Raw genomic sequence first — 14,162 nt, forward strand, 5'->3', positions numbered from 1 at the left:
AAAACAGGTTTAGTACTTGACCTAAAGGCTTTTTTTAGATATGATAGTACTGTTAAGGCGTAAAGCCTAAAAAAAATTGGAGGATTTGTTAAATGGCTAACAAACAAGATTTGATCGCAAAAGTGGCAGAAGCTACAGAATTGACTAAAAAAGATTCAGCAGCAGCTGTTGACGCTGTATTCGCAGCAGTTTCAGAATACCTTTCAAAAGGTGAAAAAGTTCAATTGATCGGTTTCGGTAACTTCGAAGTTCGTGAACGTGCAGCTCGTAAAGGTCGCAACCCACAAACTGGTAAAGAAATCAAAATCGCAGCTTCTAAAGTTCCAGCATTCAAAGCTGGTAAAGCTCTTAAAGAAGCAGTTAAATAATTGCATTTTGAAAAGCCATCCTAGATTTCTAGGGTGGTTTTTTTGTTGGACAGCTCTATAGGATAAGGGTATAATAGGAAAAAAGAAAGAGAGAGAAAAGACCATGAGATTCATTCTAGGACTCTTTGCCTTGTTGTTTATCCGACCTATTTTGTATCTATTGAAAGGGCTGTGGTTTGTACTGGAATTTTGTTTTATGATCCTCGTGGTCAAAATGATCCTAGGAACCGTGCGCTGGATGACCAGTTGGATCGGCTGAGAGTAGATGAATCTATTTCAGGCTCGTGAATCAATGTCCCCCGGACAAAAACTCGCTCTTCCATTTTCAGGCTCGTGAATCAATGTCCCCCGGACATTTTTTTTAATTAAAAGCATTCTAAATAGTGATTTATTTTGAAACATGATATAATAAGGGTAACGAATCGATTAAATCATATTGGAAAGGGGGAATCATAGTGAACGCATTGCATCGTCATGAAGAAGAGCGCGTGGAAGAAGTCTTGCATAATTTACGTGCTAAGGGCATTCGGATTACCGATACCCGCAGAGCAGTTCTTTCTTATTTAGTGGCGAGTCATGAACATCCAAGCGCTGAGAAGATCTATCGTGATTTATTGCCTCAGTTTCCAAGCATGAGTCTAGCAACTGTCTACAACAATATCAAGGTTTTGATTGATGAGGGGGTTGTTTCTGAGATCAAGGTTCGCAATGATACCACGACCTATTTTGATTTCATGGGGCATGACCATTTGAATGTGGTGTGTGAAAAATGTGGCCGTATCGCAGATGTGGACATTGAAGTCCCAGATCTTCGCAAAGAAGCAGCCAGTCAAAGTGGCTACCAGATCACCAAGACCCAGATGACCGTCTATGGCATTTGCCCCGACTGTCAGAAAAATTAATGGGAGAGAAACCAGAGCCGTCAGGCTCTTTTTTGTGAGAAATTGCACTTTTCTATGGTCGCCACTAGATTTTTCACTGAAAATCTAGTAGAATAGAATAGATAAACGGGGGAAACCTCGGAGAATAAAAAGGAGATCCATCTAATGGTAAAATTGGTTTTTGCTCGCCACGGTGAGTCTGAATGGAACAAAGCTAACCTTTTCACTGGTTGGGCTGATGTTGATTTGTCTGAAAAAGGTACACAACAAGCGATCGACGCTGGTAAATTGATCAAAGAAGCTGGTATCGAATTTGACCAAGCTTATACTTCAGTATTGAAACGTGCGATCAAAACGACTAACTTGGCTCTTGAAGCTTCTGACCAATTGTGGGTTCCAGTTGAAAAATCATGGCGCTTGAACGAACGTCACTACGGTGGTTTGACTGGTAAAAACAAAGCAGAAGCTGCTGAACAATTTGGTGATGAACAAGTTCACATCTGGCGTCGTTCTTACGATGTATTGCCTCCTGCAATGGACCGTGATGATGAACACTCAGCACACACTGACCGTCGTTATGCTTCACTTGACGATTCAGTGATTCCAGATGCTGAAAACTTGAAAGTTACTTTGGAACGTGCCCTTCCATTCTGGGAAGATAAAATCGCTCCAGCTCTTAAAGACGGTAAAAACGTATTCGTAGGAGCACACGGTAACTCAATCCGTGCCCTTGTAAAACACATCAAACAATTGTCAGACGACGAAATCATGGATGTGGAAATCCCTAACTTCCCACCATTGGTATTCGAATTTGACGAAAAATTGAACGTTGTAAAAGAATACTATCTTGGAAAATAAAAATATCCAGTGGATATTTTTATCCCGAGCCTAGAAATGCCAAAGCGAGGCTTATCCAGTGGATATTTTTATCCCGAGCCTGAAAACGCAAAAGCGAGGCAATTATAACGGGATTTGTTATCAATCATAGAAAGCTGACTTCGGTCAGCTTTTTTGCTTGTCTTCCTTTGATCCTAGCTGGTTTTGGGTTTTCAGGGTCTCCTAAAAATGTTATAATAGAGTGTTACTAAATTGGGTTCCATTAGCCCTGAAAGGAAAATCAAATGACAAAATCATTCTACATCACAACACCTATCTATTACCCATCTGGTAAATTGCATATTGGTTCAGCTTATACAACCATTGCCTGTGACGTCTTGGCGCGTTACAAACGCATGATGAACTACGATGTTTTCTACTTGACTGGTCTCGATGAGCACGGGCAAAAGATCCAGCAGAAAGCAGAAGAAGCTGGGATTACACCACAAGCTTATGTAGATGGGATGGCGGTTGGAGTGAAAGAACTCTGGCAATTGCTCGATATCTCATATGATAAATTCATCCGTACGACAGACGATTACCATGAAAAAGTGGTGGCGCAAGTCTTTGAACGCTTGCTTGCGCAAGACGACATCTACCTGGGTGAGTACTCTGGTTGGTATTCAGTCTCTGATGAAGAGTTCTTTACAGAAAGCCAATTGGCTGAGGTTTACCGTGATGAGAATGGCAAGGTCATCGGTGGGGTAGCCCCATCAGGACACGAAGTAGAATGGGTTTCTGAAGAATCTTACTTCCTTCGCCTCAGCAAATACCAAGACCGCTTGGTGGAATTTTTCAAATCCCAACCAGATTTCATCACGCCAGATGGTCGTCTTAATGAAATGTTGAAAAATTTCATCGAGCCAGGCTTGGAAGATTTGGCGGTATCTCGGACCACCTTTACTTGGGGAGTTCCAGTTCCATCTAATCCAAAACACGTGGTCTATGTATGGATTGATGCCCTTCTCAACTACGTGACAGCTCTTGGTTATGGTCAAGAAGATCATGAAAACTTTGATAAGTTCTGGAACGGAACCGTCTTCCACATGGTTGGAAAAGACATCCTTCGTTTCCACTCCATCTACTGGCCAATCCTTCTTATGATGTTGGATATCAAATTGCCAGAACGCTTGATTGCCCATGGTTGGTTTGTCATGAAAGACGGCAAGATGTCTAAGTCTAAAGGGAATGTCATCTACCCAGAAATGTTGGTGGAACGCTTCGGCTTGGATCCACTTCGTTACTACCTCATGCGCAGTTTGCCAGTTGGTTCTGATGGGACTTTCACCCCAGAAGACTATGTGGCTCGCATCAACTATGAATTGGCCAATGACCTTGGAAACCTCCTTAACCGGACGGTAGCCATGATCAACAAATATTTTGGTGGTCAAGTTCCGGCTTATGTCGAAAATGTCACTGCATTTGATGCTGAGTTGGCTAAGGTAGTTGAAGAAAACATCGCTGAATACCACAAGCAAATGAACGCGGTGGATTACCCACGCGCTTTGGAAGCCGTATGGAACATCATCTCTCGGACTAACAAGTACATCGATGAGACTGCTCCTTGGGTTCTCGCTAAAGAAGATGGCGACAAGGAACAATTGGCAGCAGTCATGGCTCACTTAGCTGCTAGCCTTCGTGTCGTGGCTCACTTGATCCAACCATTCATGATGAACACCTCAAACGCCATCATGGAACAACTTGGCTTAGGATTGGACTTCGATCTTGAAAACTTGACTTTAGCAGCCTTCCCTGAAAATATCACAGTGGTTGCCAAAGGAACTCCAATCTTCCCACGTCTCGACATGGAAGAAGAAATTGCCTACATCCAATCTCAAATGACTGCAGGTAAACCTCAAGAAAAAGAATGGATTCCAGAAGAAGTGGAACTCAAGTCTGAAAAAGATGAGATCAAATTTGAAGACTTTGACAAGGTTGAAATCCGTGTAGCAGAGGTCAAAGAAGTGGAACGTGTCGAAGGATCAGACAAACTGCTTCGCTTCCGCCTAGATGCAGGAGATGGCGAAGACCGTCAAATCCTCTCAGGTATCGCTCAATTCTATCCAAATGAACAAGAATTGGTTGGCAAGAAACTCCAAATCGTGGCCAACCTCAAACCACGGAAGATGATGAAGAAATATGTCAGCCAAGGTATGATTCTTTCCGCAGAACACGGAGATCAATTAACAGTCTTAACGGTTGATCCATCTGTACCAAATGGAAGTATCATTGGTTAAACGAATGTCCAATTTGTCCTCAACAAAGATAAGAAACCTCGGAAAGCAGGCTCTACCTATCAGGTTTATTTTGTGCAAGAAGGTACGAAAGGAACTAGTCCTGGACAAGAGCTGATCATGACCTTGATTCCTGAAAATGTTCAAGGGCCAGACGGTGTAGTTTCTCCTTTGAGACGCATCTTTTATCATCAAGCTTCTTTCCAAACCTACCAAGACAAGTGGTGGGAAGCTTATCCTGCTCCAAAGAAAGAAGTGGATCTGGATATTTCTGCGATTAATAGTGGAGACTTTTCAAGTCTAGTGGGTACCTGGCGCAATGCGAAGGGGCAGGAAATGGTCATTCAGGCGGATGGTACAGTCAAAGGACAAGGAAGGATTAAAGCAGTAGCAAATTCAGATAAGACTAGCAAAATCCCTTATGTCGAGTTGAGAGTGGGAGAAACTGGTGCAGCTGTTGGTCTCTTTAAGATTGGGTTTGAAAACCCTGATGGAGACCAGTCAGACACGAGAAAGCCTCGCTTGGTCATTACCCAATCAGCTGGGAACTATTCAGTGGATCAATACTTCTATCGTCAATAAAGAAAAATAAGGATAGGATTTCAGTTGGTTTCCGATGCTAGAATGGGATCTATTCATTCTCTAGTGATTATGATTGATTGGTGACTTCATGGTTCATGCATATAGTGTAGCGGATGATGGGGCAAATCATGAAATAGGTCGTCACTAAGAATAAGGTGACATTACCTGATAGGAATCGACCTCATTTTGGAGTATGATGGAAACGAAGTTCATAGGTCCTATCGTATGTAAAGGAGAAAGAAATATGATAATGTTTTATATGGTGCCTAGACGTATGGTATTGAAAAAACATGAAATCCAAGAGTTTCGTGGTATTGCAGAAGGTTTAGTAGGGGAGAGTGGGATTGATGTAGACTTCCCATCAGAGACCCCACCCGCAAGAGGAATGAAAGTTGTGGGCTGGATTCTTGCCCTGTCTATGCTAGGTTTGCTTGGAATAGCAGTGCATGTCATCCGTTTACTTGGATTTAAAGCAGAAGAATCGCTTGTAGTGATTGGAAGTTGGATGTTATTGTTCTTGCCAGTCCTTCTTTTATGGACAGTTGGAGTCGGAGTGTGGAGCTATTTGTTCCGTCGTTACCAAGATAAATTATGGCTTGAATTAGGTGATTTATTAGATATTGCTGATGAGGCAACCATTGCTTTACATGAGCAAAACCGTTCAGACATCGCTGCAGAGATCAAACGGGTAGAAAGACTTGTTAAAAAATACAGAAGATACGGAGTATAGAACCTAGAAAAACTATCTTGGTGGTCTGAAAAGAGAACAGTTAAAGTCCTAGAATGGATGGAAAATGGACTTCTAGCCGTAAGGGAAATCGGGAAAAATACTTTGACTTCAAAGGAAAACCAGGAAAATTAATTTTCCTGGTCAGAACGTAGACAAACGTCATTTTTGGCGTTTGTCTTTTTGTATGTTCAAAAATATTTTGTCTTATCATCTACTATTCCATCCAAAAACTGGATTTAGAATAAAATAAAAAGGGATATTCGCTATCCATTTCACCAATCTTTTGATATCTAAGCATGCCAAAGTAAGCCCAACCTTATCTTCAATTTTGGACTTTCCTTTCTCTCTAGTGTATCTCAAGTTATGATATTCCTTAGCAGTCCCAAAGAGTCGCTCAATTGTTTCTTTGCGCTTCTTATAAAGCTCCTTCATCCCTCTTTGGTGGTGAATCTCTTCACAAAATTCAAGATCATCTTTCCATACATGTCTCGTGATTACTTTTTGGTGATTTTGGCTTTGGGTACAAATGGATAATAGGGGACAAGAAGCACATACTTTGGGATTACTCTTATACTCACGATAACCTTCTCGAGTCGTGGTGCGATAGCTTAACACTTGGTTCTCTGGACAAAGGTAACAGTCATAGAAAGTATCATAAACAAAATCATTGGGCCTTAAGTTCCCCTTTACTCCCTTTGGACGAGTATAAGGGAAGACAGGGATGATAATTCGCTCTAATAAATAATGGGCAATAGCTGGTGTCTTATAGCCTGAATCCGCAATAATATAGTGTGGGGAGAAGGGTTCTAACTTTGAAAAAAGATCAGGGAAGGCTTGACTATCATGGACATTTCCTGCTTCAACCGTATAAGCCAAAGCCTCACCATGCTTATCACAAGCTACTTGGGCAGAATAGGCAAACACTTCCTTATGTTCACCCTTGTGGAACCAACCACTCTCAGGATCTGTTGTTGAGATTTTCTTTTCTTTAGCCTCGCTTTCTGTTACGGGCTTTAAGGACTTTTTTTCGTGTTTTCTCCTATCCAAATCAATCTCAACTGCCAATTGTTCACTCATAAATTTAGCTTCTTGCTCTACCCATTCCTTACGATACTTGTGGCTGTTAGCTGAAGCTTTGATATGGGTACCATCCAAAAATAGTTCAGAAGGATCAATTAAGCTAGTACATAAAGCTTGATTGAGCACTCGCGAAAATATCTTTGAAATTAGTTCTCTATCTTGAAAACGACGACTGTAATTCTTTCCATAGGTGGTAAAATGAGGGACCTTGTCATCTAAGGTTAGTCCAAGAAACCAACGATAGGCAACGTTTACTTCAATCTCTTTAATCGTTTGGCGTATAGAATGGATACTATAAAAACATTGAATCAAAGGGATTTTGACTAACATGACAGGAGCTAGACTAGGACGACCGTTATCTGGACTATAGGTATCTTCTACCAAATCATAGATAAAGTCAAAATCAACCTCTTTATCCACTTGTCGAAGAAAGTGATCTTCTGGGACTAATTCGTCTATCGTATAGAAGCCATATTGGCATCGATTATAATCTGGTTTTTCTTTGTGAAACATAGCGAACATCTCACAATTCTTCTTACCTCTATTATACGAGTTTACACAAAGAAAAGCCCTTAGAAACTTATGTTCCAAGGACTTTGTCTTCAATCTGAAGCACTCCTGTGGAGTGCTTTTCTTATAACAATACATGTTCTATTCATCTGGCCGGTATTCTAGGATATCTCCTGGCTGACAGTCGAGTTCTTTGCAGATGGCTTCAAGGGTGGTGAAGCGAATAGCTTTAGCCTTGCCGGTTTTGAGGATGGAGAGGTTAGCTGTCGTGATGCCGATTTTGTCGGCTAGCTCATTGGATTTCATTTTTCGCTTGGCCAGCATGACATCTAGATTGACGATAATCATGGCACCCTCCTTAAATGGTTAGCTCATTTTCTTCAGCAATCTCAATCCCTCTCTCTAAAATCTTGCCAGAGACCCAGACGATTGGAACGGCAAGGAGAAGCCCTGTATTAAAGGTAAATTTGAAAGTGAAGGGAAGGAGATAAGCATTTCCACTGGTTTCAAGTGTGCCAGACATAAAAGACAAGACCAAGAGAATCTTCCAAGCTCGGTTGCAAAGATTAATGTTGGAGTGAGAAAAGATCTTTTCTTGGTAGAGATTTTGGAGGAAGCTACGAATAGTGATGAGAAGGTAAATATAGATAGCGCTTGAGGCTAGTGGGAAGAGCAGCTGCCAGAGAGGTTGTGGATGTTGGGGAAAGAGCTGGATGCCATTCGCATCAAAGGACAAGCGACCTGATTGAATGAGATCTTTGAAAAGGCCCATGCGGGAAAGCAGATGGACGACCAATGCAGCCACGGTCATAAAGCCACAGAAGTAAATGAAAGCCGTTAAGACTTCAATGACATTTTTTAAGGTTTTTGAGTTTTTCATCGCAAGCCTCCTTGAAGTTTATTTATTTTTCACTTATAGTATACTCTTTATAAAAAATTAGTCAATAAAAAAGTATCGAAAAACGATAAAAAAATAACGATAAACAAAATATTGTTTTTGAAAAACAGGTATTCTCTGCTCAAACTAGTCGGTTTAAGACGGGGAAACCACTACATAGAGGGGAATTTTACTATACTGTCGATTTAGGGTATACTAGTGTAAAGATCTTATTCCATGGAGGTAGTGAAATGAATCTTAAGTGGAAGAAAAAATACCTGGGGCCGATTTTGGGGCTGGTCGGAGCAGTTGTTCTGATCGGTGGAGTCTATCTCTACTCTAGTTCCAACATCCAACCAGACCATCAAAAGGAATTTAACCAGACCAGTAAGAAGGTCACCAAGCCAAAAGAAAAAGCTATTGACCTGAGTGGTGACTACGTCTCTAATGAACGGGATGAAGCCAAAATCGAGAAAAAAGGCAAGGCCTGGAAGATCGATTACCAAACGGCTGACGGCAAGGTATCTGCTGAATTTAGTACGGATTGGAAGGTCGAAGGGTCTAATAAAGTTTCGACAGGCAAGATGAAAAAGTCCGATGGCAATACAGACTTTACAGTCACTGTTCGTGTCTTTAAATACAAGACAGATAAGAAGCCTTTGATCACGATCACCATGTCTGACAAAAATCCCGACCACGAGATGGTCTTTGCCAATCGAGAGGATTTTTTCAAATCGACAGATCCAAATGATGTCGTCCTTGATGGCAATCTCTCACCGTTTGAAGGGGCCTATTCCAATGATACCTATGAAAAGGAAATCGCAGCTTCGGGTTTTAAACTCTATGGCTATACTCCTGAAGAGTATTACCAAAACAAGACCAGCGCCTTTCCAAGCATTGTAAATAGTGAGACCGGCTGGATTTTCTGGAGTGGAGGGACTCGGGCGAGTTATCTTTTCAATAAAGAAAAAGAGCCCAAAAAGCGAAAAGGCTATTATGAAGTTTATTTCACTGGGGCAAATGGGACTGCGATCCAAGGGCAAGAGCAAACCTTGTACTTGATCCCAGCAGGTGTGACAGGTCCTGATGGAGTGGCTTCTCAAGAACGTCGGATTCTCTTTGGTGACGCGGCTTTCCGTGATTACCATCTAGAGTGGTGGAAAGCTTACCCGCAACCGAAAAAAGAGAAAGACTTGGATATTGCGGCCATTAACGGAGGCGACTTCTCAAGCTTAGCTGGAACCTGGCGCAATGGCAAGGGTGCTGAAATCGTCATCCAAGCAGACGGAAAAGTCAAGGGACAAGGCAGCCTCAAGGCTGTTGCGGACTCGGATAAGAAGAGCAAGATCCCTTATGTTGAGATGAAGATGGGTGAGACCGGTGCTGCGATTGGACTTCTGAAAATCGGTTTCCAAAATCCAGATGGAGACCAGTCTGATACCAGCAAACCACGTCTAGTGGTCACTCAATCTGCAGGCAACTACCCGGCTGATCAATATTTCTACCGTCAATAAAAAGTTTGAGACAGCTTTGTCTCAAACTTTTTTACTGTCTAAAAGGCAGCTATCTATTTGCAGAATGCTAGTTCCTAGCATTAAAAGGAAAAAATGTAAAAAAGGCTTGACAAAGCAAATAATTAGCAGTATGATTAACTAGTTAATTAACTGATTAATAAACTGGTTAATAAAAATAAAAAAGAGGTGAAGGATGATTAGGAGAAAAATGAAGGTTCTGGGATTCTTGTTTCTCGGTTTCTTTCTGCTGACAGCTTGTGGAAGTCAAGGAAATGCGGGCAAGCCCCCTTCTAAAAAAGGTCTTAAAATTGTCACGAGTTTTTATCCCATCTATGCCCTGGTCAAGGAAATCTCTGGCGATCAAAATGACATCTGGATGGTTCAGTCAGGTGCAGGGATCCATGATTATGAACCCTCAACCAAAGAAGTAGCCCAGATCTATGATGCGGATGTGTTTGTCTATCATTCTCAGACCCTGGAATCTTGGGCCGGCCGCTTAGATCCCAATCTTCAAGGTTCCAAGTTGCGAGTGATCGAAGGCAGCCAAGGAATGACCCTTGATAAGGTGGCTGGATTAGAGGATGTCGAAGCTGGTCAGGGAAAAGAAGCCAAGCACTTGTATGATCCGCATACTTGGTTGGATCCTGTAAAAATCGCAGAGGAAGGAAAGATCATCGCCCAACGTTTGGGAGAGATCGATCCAAAGAACAAGGAACTCTATCAGGCCAATGCTCAAAAGCTTGAAAAGCGCTGTGAGGACCTGGTAGCCCACTACCAGCCTCTCTTTGACAAGGCCAAACAAAAGACTTTTGTGACCCAGCATACGGCCTTTTCTTACCTGGCCAAACGCTTTGGTCTCAAGCAGTTAGGGATTGCAGGGATTTCCCCAGAGCAAGAACCGACCGCTCGGCAATTGGCCGAGATCCAGCAGTTTGTCAAAGACTACAAGGTGAAAACGATCTTTGTGGAAAAGCACACGTCGTCAAAAGTAGCAGATAGTATCGCCAAGGCAACAGGGGCGCGTGTCAAGGTCTTGGATCCACTGGAAGCCGATCCACAAAACGATAAGGATCTATTAGAAAATTTAGAAGAAAATATGGCGACTTTAGCCAAGGAATTAGAGGAGTAAATCAAGAATGAAGAAAAAGGGAACGATTGGAATTGTAGCGACCTTAGGAATAGGGCTCTGTGCCTATGCGCTCAGTCAGCAACCACAAGTCAAGGAAGAGAAAAAGAATCAGATTCAATACCTGCAGGCAGAAAAGAAATCGTCATCGACTGACACCAGCAAAAAGGAAGACAGCATCGAAGCGGTCAATGCCAAGGAAAAGACCCAGGCAGAGCAGATTGTCATCAAGATTACAGATGAAGGTTTTGTCACTTCTCATGGGGATCATTTTCATTACTATAGCGGCAAGGTTCCATTTGATGCCATCTTTAGTGAGGAGTTGATTTTACGGGATCCAACTTACCAGCTGCAAGAAACGGATATCGTGAGTAAGGTCAAGGATGGCTATATTATCAAACGCGCTGGGAAATACTATCTCTACTTAAAGGATGCCCAACATACAGTCAATGTGCGCTCGATTGAAGAGATCGCCCAACAGCAAAAAGGGGGCGTAAAAGAAGAAGGGGAAACGGGATCGGTGCAAGCGAGCTCCTCGCACAAGGCAGGCCAGACCCGTGACTTCCGTCAACCGAGTCAAGCGCTGAAAGAAGGGAAGACTCTTGAGATGCTGACGGCTAAGAACCATACAGGTGGTGGCTACCGTACGGACGATGGTTATGTCTTTAGCCCTGGAGATGTCATTTCAGATACAGGGGACGGCTTTATTGTGCCCCATGGCGGCCATTTCCATTTTATTCCAAAGAGTGCCTTATCTGCTGGCGAGTTAGCAGCAGCTCTCTCTGTCTTAGGTGGTCAAGCTGGCCATCAGGCTGGAAACTCACACCTAGCTGGAGCAAGCACAGAACAAGGGAAAGGAACTTCAGATCAAGCCTCTCCAAGCCTTGGGAAGCAAGCGAGCAACCAGCCGTCATCCAGTCCAACCAATACACAGACGACCCCAACGATTTCTAAACCGGCTGCATCTAAACCGAGTCTAACCCTGACCAACTTGATCGAAGAATTGCAGAAAGCCCCGTTGTCTTCTCGTCATGTGGAGTCTGATGGTTCTGTCTTTGATCCAAGTAAGATTACCAAGTGGACCGATCAAGGGATTGTCTACCCTCATGGGGATCATTTCCACTTTATCCCATACAGCTCCCTATCTCCTTTAGAGCGTGAGTTGGCGCGGCAATTCCAATTGCTTCGTGCTCAAGGATCTAGTAGTCCAACAGAAGGAAGTCCAAGCTTGCCTTCAAATCCAAGCACAAAACCAGTTGAACATGATCATGACCACGACCATGAGAAGGAAGATCCTCATCACAAGCATGACCATGAGGACCATGAAGCCGATCATGACCATCATCATGAAGGCGAACATGATCATGGTTTCCACGCAGACAAGGTCATCAGCAAGGACGAGGATGGCTATATGGTTGCTCATGGCAACCATGCCCATTATTTCTATAAAAAGGATCTCTCTCCTCAAGAAATTGCGGCAGCAGAGGCAACTCTAGCTGGTAAGAAAGAAGAGGACAAGGGTCAGCCCCTGACAGATGATGTTGCTACCTATTCTCGTGATGCCTCAGATGAGGAAAAAATCCAATACATCAGCAAGACCTACGGTGTCCCTCGTGAGGCCATTAAGATTTCCAATGGTTTCTTTGTCTTTAACAATCCAGACCAAGAATACGATCCTACCCACATCCATCCTTATGCCGTTCGGAAGGAACATGTCCGCATCCCACTTGAAACTGGCAATCCTGAACTAGACTTTATCAATGAACTCTATGCAACAGCGCTTCGTTCGGGGATTTCTCCTTATAGCCTCCAGATTGAAAATGGTCAGTTTGTCATCCCGCATGGCGATCACAACCACTATATCAAGGTACGTTCAGCAGGACTAGCAGACTACTTAGCCCACCGTCTTCCAACCATCCAATCGCCTTACAAAAAAGGAGACTTGGACAAGAAAGTCGTAGAGGACAGGGTCAACCAGCTCTTAGCAGAAAGCCGCAGCCTCTATGCTTCTGATCCATTGCAACAAAGACGGATTGAGCTCATCTTGGGCCACTTCTTGGAAAATGTCAAGAGCTTCCCAAGTAACTCAACAGAGGGCTACCTAGCCAGTCTCAAACAGGTTGATGAGCAGTACATTCATGCGACTCAAGCGGTCAAACCAAAAGAGGAGACAGCCTTGGATCGTCGTTACCAAGAATTGTTGGAACAAGTGCGCTTGCTAGACACAGAAGCCTTCCAATTGAAGAAGGAAGAGCTGGTCTCTCAACTGCAGGAAGCCTATACTGCCAAAGACAGCAAGCGTTTAGAACAGGAAGGGAAGCTATTAGAAGCTGTTCAGGAGATGCAAGATCGGACGGGTGTGACATCTGTCGACTACCTCAAGTATTTCTACCAAAGCTTGAGCGATGCGCGCTTGACACCAGAACTCCGCACCAAGGCAGCAGATCTAGCCTTGAAGCTCTACCGAGCTCAAGCCTTTGAAGAAGCTTGGGATTCCAAGTCTCACTTTATGGAACTCTACCAAACTAAGCAAGCTATTGATCAGCTCTTCTCCCAAGAAAAAGGCCAAACCTATCCTATTGAAAAAACAGTTTTGGATCAAAAAGGAAGTCAAGTCCCATCCTACAACGTAGCGGTTTATGATTTCCTCAAAGGCTTGTATGGAGAGTTGGATAAGGCAACAGAAGCCCGTCAACAGAACAAGATTTTGACAGCCCTCTTAGAGCAAATCCAGTCGCTCTTGCCACAAGTCGAAGACCAAGGCAAAAGAACGGCTTTTGAAGCAGGCTTGACTCAACTTGGAAAAGAATCTGATCCAGACAAGGCTATTACAAGTGGAGAAGCACTTCTACGTGAAATCAGTGATACCATTGAAAAGCAAAAACAAAAGAAAACGGAAGAGCCTCAAATTGGGGATGTCGCTCTTTATCAACAGCTCTATAACCAATTGATGGCCCTACACCAACAATTGCAGGACAAGGGAGCTAGTGATACTGTATTTGATCGCTTAGAAGCTCTCTTTGACCAATTGGCTAATCCAAAGAGTGATAAAGCAGCCTTACTACAAGCCATCCAAGCCTTCCAGGCGGAATTGGCAGCAATGCCATCTGCAAGCGAAGTGACCAAACCAGCTACCACGGTTGAAACGCCTGTCGCTACAGAAACTCCGGTGGAAAAAGAAGCAGTAGCTTCAGAAGGAAGCAAGCCTGCCACAACTGAGATAGAAACCGAGCCTGCAAGCGCAGCTGTAACAGAAGCAAGTACGCCAGATGCTCCATCTCCTCAGAACCAATAGAAAATAGAAAAGAGAGTGGGACAGAAATCGGTAATTCGTTAGAATTCGATTTCGTCGTCCCACCTCCGCACAGTTGAGTAGGGCTGTAA

At 43.2% G+C, this 14,162-nt stretch carries 12 protein-coding genes; 9 read left to right on the top strand and 3 right to left on the bottom strand.

Going from position 1 to position 14,162, the window contains the following annotated elements:
* Positions 1-92: 92 nt before the first annotated feature.
* The 6 genes from AB4X21_RS03520 to AB4X21_RS03545 all read left to right on the top strand — a co-directional run bounded on the left by AB4X21_RS03520 (position 93) and on the right by AB4X21_RS03545 (position 5,671).
* Entirely contained in the window at positions 93-368 is a 276-nt protein-coding gene (locus AB4X21_RS03520; protein ID WP_003006038.1) for an HU family DNA-binding protein, read from the top strand.
* Positions 369-823: 455 nt separating this feature from the next.
* Positions 824-1,270 carry a Fur family transcriptional regulator gene (locus AB4X21_RS03525; RefSeq protein WP_338323841.1) on the top strand — a complete coding sequence of 149 codons (447 nt, stop codon included), beginning with the start codon at positions 824-826 and terminating at the stop codon, positions 1,268-1,270.
* A gap of 144 nt (positions 1,271-1,414) precedes the next feature.
* Positions 1,415-2,107 carry a phosphoglycerate mutase gene (locus AB4X21_RS03530; protein WP_003012031.1) on the top strand — a complete coding sequence of 231 codons (693 nt, stop codon included), beginning with the start codon at positions 1,415-1,417 and terminating at the stop codon, positions 2,105-2,107.
* Between the two features lie 263 nt (positions 2,108-2,370).
* Positions 2,371-4,362 (top strand): methionine--tRNA ligase, encoded by a 1,992-nt coding sequence (metG, locus tag AB4X21_RS03535; RefSeq protein WP_151379159.1) that lies wholly within the window; start codon positions 2,371-2,373, stop codon positions 4,360-4,362.
* A gap of 72 nt (positions 4,363-4,434) precedes the next feature.
* Complete coding sequence (locus tag AB4X21_RS03540; RefSeq protein ID WP_369088185.1) at positions 4,435-4,941, top strand: DUF6287 domain-containing protein; 507 nt, start codon at positions 4,435-4,437, stop codon at positions 4,939-4,941.
* Positions 4,942-5,185: 244 nt separating this feature from the next.
* The gene (locus AB4X21_RS03545; RefSeq protein WP_270298862.1) at positions 5,186-5,671 is read left to right on the top strand and encodes a hypothetical protein; all 486 of its coding nucleotides are present in this window, start codon (positions 5,186-5,188) and stop codon (positions 5,669-5,671) included.
* Between the two features lie 207 nt (positions 5,672-5,878).
* Here the strand turns inward: AB4X21_RS03545 and AB4X21_RS03550 are convergent, their stop codons facing one another.
* The 3 genes from AB4X21_RS03550 to AB4X21_RS03560 all read right to left on the bottom strand — a co-directional run bounded on the left by AB4X21_RS03550 (position 5,879) and on the right by AB4X21_RS03560 (position 8,141).
* Entirely contained in the window at positions 5,879-7,264 is a 1,386-nt protein-coding gene (locus AB4X21_RS03550) for an IS1182 family transposase (RefSeq protein ID WP_369088186.1), read from the bottom strand.
* Between the two features lie 138 nt (positions 7,265-7,402).
* Positions 7,403-7,609 carry a helix-turn-helix transcriptional regulator gene (locus tag AB4X21_RS03555; protein WP_003006064.1) on the bottom strand — a complete coding sequence of 69 codons (207 nt, stop codon included), beginning with the start codon at positions 7,607-7,609 and terminating at the stop codon, positions 7,403-7,405.
* A 10-nt stretch (positions 7,610-7,619) separates the two neighbouring features.
* Entirely contained in the window at positions 7,620-8,141 is a 522-nt protein-coding gene (locus AB4X21_RS03560) for a DUF2975 domain-containing protein (RefSeq protein ID WP_270298859.1), read from the bottom strand.
* A 248-nt stretch (positions 8,142-8,389) separates the two neighbouring features.
* Between AB4X21_RS03560 and AB4X21_RS03565 the strand changes: the two genes are divergently transcribed.
* The 3 genes from AB4X21_RS03565 to AB4X21_RS03575 all read left to right on the top strand — a co-directional run bounded on the left by AB4X21_RS03565 (position 8,390) and on the right by AB4X21_RS03575 (position 14,073).
* Positions 8,390-9,652 carry a DUF6287 domain-containing protein gene (locus AB4X21_RS03565; RefSeq protein ID WP_270298858.1) on the top strand — a complete coding sequence of 421 codons (1,263 nt, stop codon included), beginning with the start codon at positions 8,390-8,392 and terminating at the stop codon, positions 9,650-9,652.
* 208 nt (positions 9,653-9,860) lie between these two features.
* Positions 9,861-10,781, top strand: a complete 921-nt coding sequence (locus AB4X21_RS03570; RefSeq protein ID WP_369088361.1) for a metal ABC transporter solute-binding protein, Zn/Mn family — start codon at positions 9,861-9,863, stop codon at positions 10,779-10,781.
* Positions 10,782-10,788: 7 nt separating this feature from the next.
* Positions 10,789-14,073, top strand: a complete 3,285-nt coding sequence (locus tag AB4X21_RS03575) for a pneumococcal-type histidine triad protein (RefSeq protein WP_369088187.1) — start codon at positions 10,789-10,791, stop codon at positions 14,071-14,073.
* The last annotated feature ends 89 nt before the right edge of the window (positions 14,074-14,162 follow it).

Source organism: Streptococcus sp. CP1998 (assembly GCF_041026655.1).
GTDB classification, from domain to species: Bacteria; Bacillota; Bacilli; order Lactobacillales; family Streptococcaceae; genus Streptococcus; species Streptococcus dentalis.